The organism is Sporichthya brevicatena (genome assembly GCF_039525035.1).
Lineage (GTDB): Bacteria > Actinomycetota > Actinomycetes > Sporichthyales > Sporichthyaceae > Sporichthya > Sporichthya brevicatena.
Genome location: NZ_BAAAHE010000001.1, coordinates 94710 through 108595 on the forward strand (window position 1 = coordinate 94710; position 13886 = coordinate 108595).

Below are 13886 nucleotides of genomic sequence, written 5' to 3' on the forward strand. Positions count from 1 at the left end.
CGCCGCTGCTGACTCAACCCGAACCGTCGAGCAACGACCGGCCGATCGCGTAGACCTCACGCAGGTCCGATCCGTCGTACTCGGCGGCAGCCAGGGCCCGCAGCTTCTCGTTCGCATTCACGGCGACGCTGTGCCGCAGCCGCTGGAACAGGGGAACGTCCGAGGACGAGTCGCCGTAGCCGACGCAGTCCTCGATCGACAGACCGTAGCGGGTCAGGAGCTCGTCCACGATCCGCGGCTTGTCCTCGGGAAAGAGCACCGCCTCGGCGACGACCGGCTCCCGAGCTCGAACCGTGGCACCGTGCGCCGTGGTCACGCCCCACCGCGCGACGACGAGGTCGGCGAAGAACTGCGGTGACATCGTGACCAGCGCGCTGTATTCGCCGCGCTCCCGGATGTCGGCCAACACCTCGGGTAGTCCGTCCAGCCACTGACTCGCCTCGAACGCGCTCTCGACGTCGAGGTCCGTCAGGGGCTCCCACATCTCGATGAGCAACTCGTAGAAACCGACGTGGTCGACCTCCCCGCGGCCCCACGCCTCCTCCACCTCGATGACCTCGTCGAGCCGGCCCAGCTGACGGCAGAGTTCCATGCAGGCCGAGCCGGAGAGAATCGTGCCGTCCATGTCGAACACGTGCAGCTTGCTCACGTCGCGTGCTTCCTCGATTCGTTGATCTGCGTCCGTCGGTCCATCTGCCACCCCCGCACGTGAAAAGGCCGCGGCCCGGGTGCCGGTGTCGACACCCGGGCCGCGTGCGCTCGGCGCGGAACCGGCAGGCCGCGCCGGCTCAGACCCCGGCCCCCACCGGGGTCTTGCTCGGGCCGGCGTGCAGCTCGGACACCCAGTCCGCGTACCAGGCCTCGGGAACCGGCGCCTCGCTGTTGGCGATCAGCTCCGAGAAGTCCCACTTCTTGAGCAGCTTGCCGTTGCGGAACACCGGCTTCAGCAGGTTCTGCTCCGGCGACACCGAGTCGCGCGGGACCGTGCGGTACTCGCCGTCCTCCATGATCAGGGCCAGGCGACCCGCCTTCGAAACCTTGAAGTCGGCGCCCGTCGGCGTCTTGGCGATGTTGCGCCACTCGCCGTTCACCATGACCGCGTTGGCCTTCATGCCGAAGTTGTTCGTGTCGCGGTTCACGTGCTGCAGCAGACCGCCACCCATGCCGAACACCGCGTTCTCGGCGGAGAGGCCGCGGCGCTCCATCTCGATGAACACCGCCTTGAGGGAGTGCATGTTCACGCCGTCGCCCTGCACCACGCGGATGAACGGGGGCAGCACCTTGAAGCCCTTGCTGTTGACCTCGTACCCGAAGGCGTCCATCAGCCACTCGGTGGTATCGGCGGTGACCTGCACGATGTCGCCGGAGTCCGGACGCGCCCCGACCAGGCCGGGGAAGTTCTGGACGAGCTCCTTGAGTTCGCCACCGAGAATGTTCTTGACGCAGTTCTCGTGGTCGTAGGAGTCGGTCAGGACGAGCGCGACGCCGTGGTCGCGGTAGGTCTCCAGCATGTTCCGGATGGCGTCGACCTCGTAGTCGCGACCCCACGCGGTGAAGCCGGCGTGCTCGGAGTTCGGGCCGGAGTTGGAGGGAGCCACCGCGTTGTACCAGCGCTTGGCGGCGAGGATGCCCGGCGTGGTGTCGCTCTGGCTGAAGTTGACCAGGTGGGCCAGGCCGCCGAGGGCCGCGGACTGCTGCGAGCTGACGCCACGTGCGCCGTAGTCGTGCAGCATGTGGCGAAGAATGCCGACGTTGTCGGAGGTGCGCTCCAGCGCGATCCGGATGACCTGCTTCGACAGCCACGACAGGGTTCCGACCGTGGTCGGGTACCAGATGGCCCGGAGGAACGCGGTCTCGAAGAAGCTGGTGACCCAGTAGTACTTCGGGTCGGTGTTGATCAGCTGGACGAGCACGTTGCGAGACGGCACGACCAGACCTTCGGGGACGGCCTCGATCTCGACCGGCAGGTAACCGCCGTGGTCGTTGATGATGCCCATCCAGTTCTCGCGGTTGAAGTGCATGCCCTGTTCGCGCATCAGGTACTCGGCCTCGTCCACGTCCTCCAACGTGACCGGGCGCATGAGGTAGTCACGCAGGTAGGCCTGCAGCCCCACGAACATCGTCACGGGGAAGAGTCCGCCACGGGATTCGACGTACGAGGAGACGTACTCCGTCCCCGGCGGGTACAGGGGGTAGTGACAGTGCTTGTAGTTGTCCGTGTTGATGATCAGGTTGTCGAACGGGTCACCCAGCGACATCGGTTGCGCCTTCCTGATAAGAAACGTTTATTTCCGGCGAGCAACCCCACGTGTCGAACCAGAAATCGAACCAGTGGGAATGAAGCGCTCCGATGACGCCAGCCGCCGGCTGACGGGATCCCGCGCCTCCTCATCGAGGTGGTCCCGGCTGACGCCGCGACCGCGATAACGCTGAACTATTAACGGTTCTACTTCGCGCGTCAAGAGTTCCGGTCACCTCGCGCGTTAACGTTGGGTTGCTGCGCTGTGCCGCTTTTCGAAACCGTTCTAATTTGGGCGTTTTACGCCCGCCCTGACTTCGCGCACGACTGAACCACCGAGACGTCGGACACCTGTCTCGGCGGCTCTGCCGGCGGGATCAGGGCTCTGCTTCGAGCAACTCCCCTGCAGCCGGCGGCGGGTTCTCGGGGCCGGCGGCCAGTTCGGCCTCGATCCGGTCGAACGCCTCCTCGGCAGTGGTGGCCCACTGCAGGACCTCGGCCGCCTCGGTTCTCAGGAAGCCGCGCTCCAGCAGGAGCCGCACCTGGTCGCGCAACGGGGCGTACAGCCCGTCGGGATCGAGGACGACCACGGGCCGGTGGTGCATGGCGAGCACGCGCGAGACCCAGATCTCCAGCAACTCCTCGAGCGTCCCGATCCCCCCGGGCAGCACGAGAAAGGCGTCGGAGCGGGCGTCCATCTCCCCTTTGCGGGAACGCACGTCGGGCGTGACGATCAGTTCGTCCGCCTCGTGATCGGCGCCCTCCCAGTCGATGAGCGCCTCCGGGATCACACCGGTCGTGTGCGCGCCGCCGGCCCGCGCCGCCCGGGCCAGCGTTCCCATGGTCGACACTGATCCGCCGCCGGAGACGAGCGAGTGCCCGCGCGCGGCAATGGCCTCCCCCACCTCGGTCCCCAGCGCGACGTAGTGGGCGGCGATCGTCTCGCTCGACGAGCAGAAGACGCAGATTCGAGCCATCGGGTCACTCCGCGGGATGCGATTACGCGTGGAGGAGTCTGATTCAGAACACCTGGTTGTGACCGCCGAACACTTCGCTGACGGAATCACACTGATAGATCCGCTGGATCGTGTCACCGAGGATCCCGGCGCACGACACCACGCGGATCTTCTCCGGTGCCCCGGGGGCCAGGGGGATCGTGTCGGTGACCACGATCTCCTCCAATGGCGCGGCCTGGAGGTTCTCGTAGGCGTTTCCACTGAGCACGGCGTGCGTCGCGGCCGCCCACACCCGGCCGGCGCCGGCGTTCATCACGGTCTCGGCGGCTGCTCGTAACGTGCCCGCGGTGTCGATGATGTCGTCGACGATCAGCGCCACCTTGCCCTGCACGTCCCCGATGACCGCACCGATCTCGGCAACCTGCTGGGCCGGCCGCTCCTTGTCCAGGATCGCCAGATCGGCGCGCAGCAGGTCCGCGAACTTCTTCGCCAGCTTCACCCGCCCGGCATCCGGGGCGACCACGACGTAGTCCTCGGGCCGGACACCGGTCGCGGTGTGATCGGCGGCGAGCTGGTTGAAGTGCTCGGCCAGCACCATCATCGCCGTCATGTGATCGAACGGCACCTGGAACATTCCTTGGATCTGCCCGGCATGCAGATCCATGGCGAGAACGCGGTCGACACCGGCGGACTCGAGCATGCGCGCCACCATCCGCGCCGAGATCGGCTCCCGCGGTGCGCTCTTCTTGTCCTGACGCGAGTATCCGTACCAGGGCGTCACGGCGATCACCCGGTGCGCACTGGCCCCGACCGCCGCGTCGATCATCACCATCAGCTCGAGCAGGGCGTCGTTGGCACTCAGGCCCGTCTCGTCATTGCGGCACATCGGCTGGATGAGAAAGACGTCCGCGCCGCGGATCGACTCCTCGTAACGGCAGTAGACCTCTCCACTGGAGAAGGTCTTCAACTTCACCCGGCTCGGCGCCAGGCCGATGTGCGCCCCGATCTGCCCGGCCAGCGCCGGATTCGCCCGCCCACTGAACAGCATCAGCCGCCGGTTCAAACTCCACGGCGCCCCCGCGTTCGGATGCAGGATCTCCGGCGCAAACGAACTCATCGCATCCTCGGCTTCCGTGTCAGCTTCCCGACTGGGGTCCCAGCGATCAGGCACCGACCTTGGCACGCAAAGGCCGGAGACTATTAACGATTCTACTTTTCATGTCAAGAGCGGGGGATTACGCCCCGGAGGAGCGGTTATAGTGCGTGAAACCACAGCGCACGCGCGTATGAATCCGTTCTAACCACGCGCGGTGGGCTGGAGCGTCCAAGCTCCAAGCCGTCTCGTACTTGACACGATTCTATGGACGCGCAGCGCGTCGGCTGACCAGCCGGCGCCGCCCGGTCCCGAACCCGGAGGTGCAGGTGCTCCCCCTCGACGGCGTCACCGTGGTCAGCATCGAGCAGGCCGTGGCCGCCCCCTTCGCGACGCGACAACTCGCGGATCTGGGCGCACGGGTGATCAAGATCGAGCGGCCGGGCGTCGGCGACTTCGCGCGAAGCTACGACGAGCGGGTGCACGGCGAGTCCAGCTACTTCATCTGGCTCAACCGGTCCAAGGAGTCGCTGACCCTGGACTTCAAGCGGCCGGAGGGCCTCACGATTCTCCACCAACTTCTCTCCGGCGCCGACGTCTTCCTCAGCAACCTCGGCCCCGGTGCGATCGGGCGCCTCGGCCTGGACGCACCCACGCTCGCCGAGAAGTACCCCCGGCTCATCCACGCCACGATCTCCGGGTACGGAACGACCGGCGTCTGGGCGCACCGCAAGGCCTACGACCTCCTCGTCCAGTCGGAGGCCGGGCTGGTGTCGATCACCGGCCAACCCGACAGCGTCGCCCGGGTCGGCATCTCCGTCGCCGACATCTCCGCGGGCATGTACGCCTACACCGGCATCCTGACGGCGCTGCTGCACCGGGCGAACACGGGTGTCGTCGCGCCGGTCGAGGTCTCGCTGTTCGAGTCGCTCGCCGAGTGGATGGGCAGTCCCGCCTACTACACGATGTACAGTGGCGAACCTCCGCGCCGGGTCGGGGCCGAGCACGCCACGATCTCCCCGTACGGCCCCTACGCCAGTTCCAGCGGCGACATCATCATGCTTGCCGTGCAGAGCCAGGAGGAATGGCGCGAGTTCTGCCGAGTGGTGATGGAGGACCCCGGTCTGGCCTCTAATCCCGAGTTCGCCATCAACTCGGCCCGGTGTGACCACCGGGAGAAGCTGAACGCCCTGATCGGCAAGCGAATCGGGCAACTGTCCACGGACGAGGCTCTTCGCCTGCTCGACTCCGCACGGATCGCCAACGCCCGCGTCAACACCGTCAACGAGTTCCTGGAGCATCCGGCACTGGCATCCCGGGATCGCTGGGTGACGGTCGACAGCCCCGGTGGCGAGATCCGTGCGCTGAAGCCGCCCGCGTCGCTGGGAGGGATCGAGCCGCGCATGGACGCCGTGCCGGCCCTCGGCGCGCACACTGACGCGATCCTGGGTTCTCTGGGTTACTCCCCAGAGTCCATCGAGGAGCTCCGCTCGGCCGGAGCGATCTGAGGTTCCGCCAGAAACAGTGGACGCGACCGTCAGAGGTCGAGGACATCCAGCCCGGTGCGCAGGTGTGCACTGAGGTCCTGTCCGGCCCGCACGACGTGCTGGATGTTCTCTCTCTGCCCCAAGCGGGTGATGTCGGCGAGCACGTCGCCCTCGACGACGACGATGTCACCGGCGGCACCGGCCCGCAGCGCACCGAGGTCGGGCCGGTCGAGCAGCTCCGCGGCGTTGACGGTCGCGGTCGCCAGCGCCTCGTCGACGGTCATCCCGTGCTTGACGTACAACTCGAGTTCGCGGGCGTGCGCGCCGAACGGGCACAGCGTGCCCGAGGAGTCCGTCCCCATCACGACCCGGACCCCGGCCTCGCGCGCGAACGCGAACGCCTCCAGGGTGCGGTCGTGGGCGTCGCTGAGGTCGGCGACACCCTGCTCGGTCAGACCGCGGAGCAGACCCTCCTGCTGACACCAGTCGTTGAAGGCCATGGTCGGCACCAGGAAGGTCCCGCGGGCAGCCATCTCGGCGGCCGCGTCCCGGTCCAGGTACGAGCCGTGCTCGATGCTGTCGACACCGGCGGCGAGACAGCGCCGGATGCCTTCGATCGACAACGCGTGCGCCGCGACCCGGAGGTCCAGGTCGTGGGCGGTCTCGACGATGGCCGTCAGTTCCTCGACGGTGTAGTTCGGCCAGTGCGGCTGCTCTCCCCGCGCCATGCCGCCGCTAGCCATGACCTTGATGAAGTCGGCGCCCTCACGAGCCTGGAGGCGAACCAGCTTGCGGCATTCCTCAACCCCGTCGGCGGTGTCCCACTGCCGGCGAGGCGTGTAGGGCGGGTAGAAGAGGTCACCGTGGCCGTGGGTCATGGTGATCCACCAGGGCGAGACGACGAGTCGGGGCCCGACGGCCAGACCGGAGTCGATGAAGTCGCGCAGTTCGATCTCACCGACGCCCCGGTGCCCCATGACCCGGAGCGTCGTGAAGCCGGCCGCCAGCGCCCGCCACGCGTTGCGCTGACCGTGCAACAGCTTGGCGGGTCGCGTCACCTGACCTCGGTACGTGTCGCTCGGGATCACGTTCCGATGGTCGGAGTTGGTCGTCAGGTGGACGTGGGCGTCGATCAGCCCGGGCAGGACGGTGCAGCCGGTCGCGTTGATGCGAGGGGTCCCGGGCGGGACGATGCCGGGCTGCGCCGGACCGGCGTGGACGACGACTCCGTCCCGGACGTAGACCAGCCCGTCCTGGTAGGTCTGGCCGGGGCCGACCCAAAGGAGACCGCCTTCGACGGCGACGTCACCGGACATCACGACACTCCCTGTCCTCGATCGACAACGACCCGACCCCAGCTCACCGATCAGCCCAGGGTGAAGGGGTCGCGGGTGCCGCCGGTCAGCTCGACCCAGACCGCCTTGGTCTGCAGATAGGGATCGATAGCTTCGGCCCCGTTCTCGCGGCCGAGCCCGGACTGCTTGTACCCACCGAACGGCACCGACGGCGACACGACGCGATACGCGTTGATCCACACGGTGCCCGCCCGGAGAGCGGCGGCAACCCGGTGCCCGCGATGGATGTCCTTGGTCCACACCGCGGCAGCGAGCCCGTAGGGAGTGTCGTTGGCGACGGCGACCGCCTCGTCCTCGTCCGTGAAGGTCACGGCGGACAGCACCGGGCCGAACACCTCCTCCCGGAAGACCGTGTCGGTCCGCTTCACACTCAGGACGGTCGGCTTCACGAAGTAGCCGCCCAGCGCGTCCTCGGCGGCACCGCCGTAGGCGACCTCCGCACCCTCGGCCTTGGCGGTCTCGAGGTAGCCGACGACCTTGCGGAACTGCGGCTCGTTCGCAACCGGACCCATCTCGGTGTCATCGGCGAAGGGGTCCCCGAGCTTGATTCGGGACGCCCGCTCGGCGACCAGCTGGAGCAGTTCGTCACGCACGGACTCGTGGACGATCAGACGTGACCCGGCCATGCAGGTCTGGCCGGTGGCCGCGAAGACACCCGCGACCAGACCGTTCGCCGTCGCAGCGAGGTCGGCGTCCGGGAAGACGATCTGGGGAGACTTGCCGCCCAGCTCCAACGTGACGGGGATCAGACGATCGGCCGCCGTCCTCGCGACGGCCCGTCCGGTCTCGGTCGAACCGGTGAAGGCGACCTTGTCGACCCCCGGATGAGCGGCCAGGTGCTCACCGACGGAACGGGACAGCCCCGAGACGACATTGACCACGCCCGCCGGGATGCCGGCCTGTTCGATCAGCGTCGCGAATCCCAGGGTGGAGCTCGGTGCGTGCTCGGACGGCTTGATCACCAAGGTGCAGCCGGCCGCCAGCGCCGGAGCGAGCTTCCACGTCATCAACAGCAGCGGCGAGTTCCACGGGGTGATCGCCGCGACCACACCCACGGGCTCGTTCCGGGTGTAGACGAGGTAGTTGGGGTTGGACGCCGGAACCTGACGCCCCTCCAAGGTCTGCGCGAGTCCGGCGTAGTAGTGGAACCACGCTCCCAGGCCGTTGAGCTGACCCAGCATCTCCCGATACAGCTTGCCCGAGTCCATGACTTCGAGCCGCGCCAGCCATTCGGCGTTCTCCGTCACCAGGTCGGCCAGGCGACGAAGACAGGCCGCCCGCGCGAAGCCGGTCGTGCGCCCCCATTCGCCCTCGAGTGCTGCCCGGGCCGCCGCAACTGCGGCATCGACATCGGTCGTGTCGCCGTCGGGGATCGAGGCCCACGCCGTGCCGGTGTACGGGTTCTGTGACTCGAAGGTGCGCCCCGACCCCGCCTCGACGAGCTCGCCACCGATGAGCATTCGAAACTGCTCGAGTTGCGTCATAGCTTGTGTTCCCTCTCCGGAAGGGCATGCTGCCGACCGCCGGCTACCTCGCTGACGGTTCGTCGGTGGGAGTTGACGGACCCACCAGTCCACTCGATCGGCCACACCGTTGCGGGGTGGGGCGCGTAAGCCTTATGCCGAGCCGGGCGGCGGACTGACCGACTCTCTGATCTGCACAGTCACGGGCAGCTCATCGATCCTGCCCCCCTCGCCGCCCTCCAGCAGGTCGAACAGCGCGGAGGCGGCCCGGTACCCCATGTCGTGCGCCGGCTGGCGCACCGTCGTCAGCCGTGGCGTGAGGTAGGCGGAGAGCGGCAGGTCGTCGAACCCGACGACGCTCACGTCCTCCGGCACTCGGAGCTTCGCCTCGCGGCAGTACTCCATCGCACCGATCGCCAGCAGATCGTTGGCACAGATCAACGCCGTGGGCCGCGGATCGGCGGCAAGTACCTCGGCCGCCAGCTGGCGCCCTGACGCCTCGTCATAGTCGCCCTCGTGCACCGGCACCGAGTCCGGGTCCAGCCCCGCTCCCGCGAACGCCTCGCGATAGCCGGCCAGGCGCTGCCGCGCCGTCCACAGCGCGAGCGGTCCGCTGAGCACTGCGATCTGTCGGTGCCCCTGCTCCAGGACGTGGGCGGCGACCTCCCGAGCCCCTTTGCGGGACTCCGAGACGATCGCCGGCAGTCCTGAGCCCGGGATCTCCTCGTCGACCAGCACCACCGGGCCGTACCGCGCGATCTCGTAGATCGCAGCGGGGATCGAGCCGGTTCCCGACAGGTAGATGACGCCGTCAACGCGCTGTCGGCGGAGCAGCTGCGCCTGCTTGTCCTCCGGCAGCTCCGCGTCCGGCACGACGAGAACCACCAGGACGTCCCGTTCCGACGCCGCTTTCTCCACGCCTTCGGCGACCAGCGCAAAGAACTGGTTGGTCAACTGAGGAACCACCAGACCAACCGTGGACGGGCTTCGCCGTTTGAGGTTGCGCGCCGACTCGTTGGGTGAGTACTCCAGCGCCCGGACGGCGTCGAGCACCCGCTTGCGGCGTTCCGGGGCCACCGGCCCGGAGTTGTTGATCACGTAGCTCACCGTGCTCAACGACACCTGGGCGTGCTCGGCGACCTCCTTCATCGTGGGACGTCGGCGCTTCTGCTGGGTCACGTCGACCGGTTCCCACTGGGCACCTGCGCGCCCTCCTGCCCGCCCCGGCCCCCCGCGCCTGCGTTGCTCAGCAACTGCCGTCCGACGGCGTACGCCTCGCGGATGTCCGTCCCCACGTACCGCGCCGCCGCCAGACCCTCCAGCACCGGACTGGCGTTGACCGCGACCGTGTTCGGCAACCACTCGAAGAGGTTCACGTCGCTCGTGGAGTCGCCGTAGGCCACGCACTCCCGCGGGGTCAGATTCCAGCGGGCGAGCGCCTCCTGGGCAATCTCGACCTTGGCCTCGGGCAGCAGGGTCGCGGTGTCCGTCACGGGTCGGCCGATCTCCACGGCAGAACCATATGTCTCGTGCGCGCCCCAGCGCTCGAGGCCACGGACGAAGAACAGCGGCGACTGGGAGATCACGATGACGCGCTCGCCCCGGGAGCGGATGTCGGCGAAGGTCTCCGCGATGCCCGCCATCCACGGACCGGAGAGGAACGCCGCCTCGAGGTCGGCCTCGCTCGCCGCGTTGCAGATCTCGAGCAGGGTCTCCCAGAACGCGGTGGCGGTGATCTTCCCGGCGAGCCAGCGCTCCTCGATGTCCCGTCCGACCTCGTCCCGCCCCAGGTGGCGGGCGATCTCCAACGTGGCGGCGCTGCGGAGCAACGTCCCGTCCAGATCGAAGACGTGGAGTCCCCGAGCCGAATCTTCCGTCATGGGAGGCCCCTTGGCATGAGCTCGAATCCTAACGCAGGTCAGGGGACGTGTTCGGTGACTGGTTGAGGATCATCGTCTTGTTCTCCAGGTACGGGTACAGTCCCGCGACACCACCCTCGCGGCCGAATCCGGACTGCTTGAAACCGCCGAACCCGACGCCGAAATCGGCCCGGTTCCCGTTCTGCCCGACCGTTCCCGCGCGCAGCTTGCGGCCGATCGCTCGGGCGCGGTCGGTGTCGTGAGTGAACACCGACGCGTTCAGCCCGTAAATGGAGTCGTTGGCGATCCGCACCGCGTCCTGCTCGTCCCGGGCGGGGATCACGCACAGCACCGGCCCGAAGATCTCCTCCTGGGCGATCCGCCAGGAGTTGTCGACGTTGCCGAACAACGTCGGCTCGACGAACCAGCCTCGGTCGAGCCCGTTCGGCCGGCCGCCGCCGGCCGCCAGCGTCGCGCCCTCGCTCCGCCCGAGAGCGATGTAGCTCTCGACCCGGTCCCGATGCGTCGCGGTGGCCAGCGGCCCCATCTGAACGCTCGGGTCGAAGGGGTCACCGACCTTCACCCGGGAGAACCGCTCGGCGAGCAGCTCGACCATCTCGTCGTGCCGGCCGGAGGAGACGATCACCCGGGTCAACGACGCACAGATCTGGCCGGACAGGAAACAGGTGCCCCCGACGAGGGCGTCCGCCGCCTCGGCGAGATCGATGTCGTCGAGGACGATCGCCGGGGACTTGCCCCCCAGCTCGAGCGTGTAGCGCCCGATCCGGTCGGCCATCAGCGCGGCAATCCGCCGCCCGACAGCCGTCGAGCCCGTGAAGGCGATCTTGTCGACCCGGTGATCGCGCACCAGCGCCTCGGAGGCCTCCCGGTCGGCGGTGATCACGTTGACCACGCCCTTCGGGAGGCCGACCTGCTCGGCGATCTCCGCGATCACGTACGGAGCCCCCGGCGCCTCCGGCGACCCCTTGAGGACCACCGTGCACCCGGCCAGCAGCGCCGGCGCGAGCTTGAAGGCGATCAACGTCATCGGGGCGTTCCACGGAATGATCGCCCCGACGACGCCGACCGGTTCGGCGACGATCGCCCCGGTGGTTCCGACCGAACCCGTCGGGGTGACCGCCTCCTCGAAGGCGAACCGGTCGGCGAGGTCGGCGTAGTAGGTGAAGGCCGCCGGAATCTCCGTCATCACCGGCTTCACGACGGCCGAGATGATGCCCGACTCGCGCGGCCAGATCTCCACCATGTCGTCGACACGCTCGTCGACGGCGGCGGCGATGGCCCGCAGATACTCCGCACGCTCCGCGTGGGACATCTGCGGCCACGGACCCTCGTCGAACGCGGCACGGGCCGCCCCGACGGCGCGGGAGACATCGGTCTCCCGCGCCTCGGCAACGGTGTAGAAGGGCTGTTCCGTCGCCGCCTCGATCACCTGAATGGTGTCCGAGGTGGACGGATCGACCCATGCCCCGTCGATGAAGAACTTGTCCGGGTGCGCCAGCGGGACCCTCATACGCTCTCCTACCCCGCCTTCTCGGCGTGCACCTTGACCGCGAACTCCTCGTAGTAGGACCGCGGGACCGGAACCTCGGCGTTGGCCCGGACCTCCTCGAAGTGGTGCATCCGCAGGAGCTTGCCGTTGCGGTACACCGGCTCGAGAACATTCTCCGACTCGGGGATCGAGCCCTTCGGGACGGTGACGTACTCGCCGTCGCGACGCTGCAGGGCGAGCCGGCCACCCTTGGACTTCTTGAAGGGCGAGCCCACCGGCGACTTCGCGATGTCACGCCAGGTCCCGTCGACGCAGACCGCGCTGGCCTTCTGACCGAAGTTCATCGTGTCGCGGTTCCAGCGCTGCAGGAGACCGCCACCCATCGCGAACACCACGTTGTCGGCGGCCAGACCGCGACGCTCCAACTCGGCCAGTGCCTGCGGCAGGGTCTCCAACGTCATGCCGTCACCCTGGACCACGCGGATGAACGGGGGCAGGATCCGGTAGCCCTTCGAGTTGGTCTCACCGCCGAAGATGTCGAGCAACCACTCCGTGGTGTCAGAGGTGACCTGAACGAGGTCGCCGGAGTCCGGCCGGATGCCGACCAGGCCCGGGAAGCTCTCGATCTGGCTCTTCAGCTCTCGACCGATGATGTTCTTGACGCAGTTCTCGTGGTCGTACGTGTCCGTGAGAACCAGGGCGAAGCCCGCCGACTCGAAGACGTCCAGCATGTTCTTGATGGCCGCGGCCTCGTTCTCCTTGCCCCAGGCCATGAAGCCGGCGTGCTCGGAGTTCGGGCCCGACATGAGGACCGTGTCGATCGCGTTGTAGAAGTGCTTGGCCGCCAGCTGCGCGGTGACGGTCCCACCCTGGTGGAAGTTCACCAGGTGCGCCATGCCACCGAGGGCGGCCGACTCCAGCGAGGAGACACCACGCGCTCCGTAGTCGGCGAACATGCCGCGCACGTAGCCCTCGGGTGCGTCCGAGGTTCGCGCCAGCGCCTCGTTGAGGATCTGCTTGCACATCCAGCTGACGGTGCCGATCGTGGACGGGTACCACACCGACCGGAGGAGCGCGGTCTCGAAGAACGAGGTCGCCCAGTAGTACTTCGGGTCGGTGTTGATGATCTGCACCAGCACGTTCCGCGCCGGGATGACGAGCCCCTCCGGAACCGCCTCGATCTCGACGGGCAGGAACCCCCCGTGGTCCTCGAGGATCCCGAGCCAGTTCGCCCGGTTGAAGTGCATGCCCTGCTCCCGCAGCACGAACTCGGCCTCGTCGATGTCCTCGAGCGTGATCGGGTTCATCAGGTACTCGCGGATGAACGCCTGCAGCCCGAAGAACTGGGTGGCCGGGAACGGGCCGCCGCGCGACTCGATGTAGCTGGAGATGTACTCCGTTCCCGGCGGGTACAGCGGGTAATGGCAGTGCTTGTAGTTGTCCTGGTTACCGATCAGGTTGTGACTGAACCGCATTACCCGTTCCCTTTCAGGTTCGACAGAGGTGCCGGCACGCTCTCAACTAATCAATCTGATGTGAGGTCACCGAGGAGGTGGTCGAACTGGCCGCTGTCGATGACCCGGCGGCGAATGGCCCGGTACAGCGGGCCTTTCGCCTCACGCGCCGCCAGCGCCGAGCCGAAGCCGGGGTCGGCGACGAAAGCACCCCACTTCTGCTCCATCTCGGCCAGGTCGGCGAACCGCATCGTGTAGACGAACTCGCCGAAGGAGTTGTCACCGATCGTGGTGACGCCCATCTGCGTGAACTCCATGCCGTGCTTGTGGAAGAGCGGAATGACGTCCTCGTGGAAGAAGGCGATGACGTCCGGCAGCCGCCCTGGCATGGCCACGTACTCGCGAATCTCGGAAATCAATGCTGTCGCCTCCCGTGCCGTCGAAGGTGTGCTCCGAACGCACACCGGTGC

The 13886-nt window shown here is 67.7% G+C and carries 12 protein-coding genes; 1 reads left to right on the forward strand and 11 read right to left on the reverse strand.

The features are described from left to right. Positions 1–13: 13 nt before the first annotated feature. The 4 genes from ABD401_RS00450 to ABD401_RS00465 form a co-directional block, all read right to left on the reverse strand. Complete coding sequence (locus ABD401_RS00450) at positions 14–649, reverse strand: HAD family hydrolase (protein ID WP_344600423.1); 636 nt, start codon at positions 647–649, stop codon at positions 14–16. Positions 650–788: 139 nt separating this feature from the next. After that, positions 789–2258, reverse strand: coding sequence for a nicotinate phosphoribosyltransferase (locus ABD401_RS00455; RefSeq protein WP_344600425.1), 1470 nt, complete (start codon positions 2256–2258; stop codon positions 789–791). Positions 2259–2616: 358 nt separating this feature from the next. Beyond that, complete coding sequence (locus tag ABD401_RS00460; RefSeq protein WP_344600428.1) at positions 2617–3216, reverse strand: LOG family protein; 600 nt, start codon at positions 3214–3216, stop codon at positions 2617–2619. A 43-nt stretch (positions 3217–3259) separates the two neighbouring features. Further along, positions 3260–4312: a ribose-phosphate diphosphokinase gene (locus ABD401_RS00465; RefSeq protein WP_344600430.1), complete on the reverse strand. Its 1053-nt coding sequence runs from the start codon at positions 4310–4312 to the stop codon at positions 3260–3262. A gap of 299 nt (positions 4313–4611) precedes the next feature. Here ABD401_RS00465 and ABD401_RS00470 point away from each other — a divergent pair, with 299 nt between their 5' ends. Continuing rightward, the gene (locus tag ABD401_RS00470; RefSeq protein ID WP_344600432.1) at positions 4612–5796 is read left to right on the forward strand and encodes a CaiB/BaiF CoA transferase family protein; all 1185 of its coding nucleotides are present in this window, start codon (positions 4612–4614) and stop codon (positions 5794–5796) included. Between the two features lie 29 nt (positions 5797–5825). On the opposite strand, the gene ABD401_RS00475 is transcribed toward ABD401_RS00470, so the two are convergent. The 7 genes from ABD401_RS00475 to ABD401_RS00505 all read right to left on the reverse strand — a co-directional run bounded on the left by ABD401_RS00475 (position 5826) and on the right by ABD401_RS00505 (position 13880). Further along, complete coding sequence (locus ABD401_RS00475; protein ID WP_344600434.1) at positions 5826–7091, reverse strand: amidohydrolase family protein; 1266 nt, start codon at positions 7089–7091, stop codon at positions 5826–5828. A gap of 50 nt (positions 7092–7141) precedes the next feature. Then, on the reverse strand, positions 7142–8614 hold the full coding sequence (locus tag ABD401_RS00480) for an aldehyde dehydrogenase (RefSeq protein WP_344600436.1): 1473 nt from the start codon (positions 8612–8614) through the stop codon (positions 7142–7144). A 132-nt stretch (positions 8615–8746) separates the two neighbouring features. Next, a complete protein-coding gene (locus ABD401_RS00485; RefSeq protein ID WP_344600438.1) occupies positions 8747–9742 on the reverse strand; it encodes a LacI family DNA-binding transcriptional regulator in 996 nt (331 codons plus the stop codon). Positions 9743–9768: 26 nt separating this feature from the next. After that, positions 9769–10473 carry an HAD family hydrolase gene (locus ABD401_RS00490; protein ID WP_344600440.1) on the reverse strand — a complete coding sequence of 235 codons (705 nt, stop codon included), beginning with the start codon at positions 10471–10473 and terminating at the stop codon, positions 9769–9771. A gap of 28 nt (positions 10474–10501) precedes the next feature. Next, positions 10502–11983 (reverse strand): aldehyde dehydrogenase, encoded by a 1482-nt coding sequence (locus tag ABD401_RS00495; protein ID WP_344600442.1) that lies wholly within the window; start codon positions 11981–11983, stop codon positions 10502–10504. 8 nt (positions 11984–11991) lie between these two features. Continuing rightward, positions 11992–13437, reverse strand: coding sequence for a nicotinate phosphoribosyltransferase (locus ABD401_RS00500; protein WP_344600444.1), 1446 nt, complete (start codon positions 13435–13437; stop codon positions 11992–11994). Positions 13438–13487: 50 nt separating this feature from the next. Continuing rightward, positions 13488–13880, reverse strand: coding sequence for an NIPSNAP family protein (locus ABD401_RS00505; RefSeq protein ID WP_344600446.1), 393 nt, complete (start codon positions 13878–13880; stop codon positions 13488–13490). Positions 13881–13886 lie beyond the last annotated feature (6 nt).

Excerpts from the sequence above, each read along its gene's own strand:
- ABD401_RS00490 (WP_344600440.1), bottom strand. The coding sequence starts at position 10,473 with ATGACGGAAGATTCGGCTCGGGGACTCCACGTCTTCGATCTGGACGGG.
- ABD401_RS00460 (WP_344600428.1), bottom strand. The coding sequence starts at position 3,216 with ATGGCTCGAATCTGCGTCTTCTGCTCGTCGAGCGAGACGATCGCCGCC.
- ABD401_RS00495 (WP_344600442.1), bottom strand. The coding sequence starts at position 11,983 with ATGAGGGTCCCGCTGGCGCACCCGGACAAGTTCTTCATCGACGGGGCA.
- ABD401_RS00465 (WP_344600430.1), bottom strand. The coding sequence starts at position 4,312 with ATGAGTTCGTTTGCGCCGGAGATCCTGCATCCGAACGCGGGGGCGCCG.
- ABD401_RS00475 (WP_344600434.1), bottom strand. The coding sequence starts at position 7,091 with ATGTCCGGTGACGTCGCCGTCGAAGGCGGTCTCCTTTGGGTCGGCCCC.
- ABD401_RS00480 (WP_344600436.1), bottom strand. The coding sequence starts at position 8,614 with ATGACGCAACTCGAGCAGTTTCGAATGCTCATCGGTGGCGAGCTCGTC.
- ABD401_RS00500 (WP_344600444.1), bottom strand. The coding sequence starts at position 13,437 with ATGCGGTTCAGTCACAACCTGATCGGTAACCAGGACAACTACAAGCAC.
- ABD401_RS00455 (WP_344600425.1), bottom strand. The coding sequence starts at position 2,258 with ATGTCGCTGGGTGACCCGTTCGACAACCTGATCATCAACACGGACAAC.
- ABD401_RS00485 (WP_344600438.1), bottom strand. The coding sequence starts at position 9,742 with ATGAAGGAGGTCGCCGAGCACGCCCAGGTGTCGTTGAGCACGGTGAGC.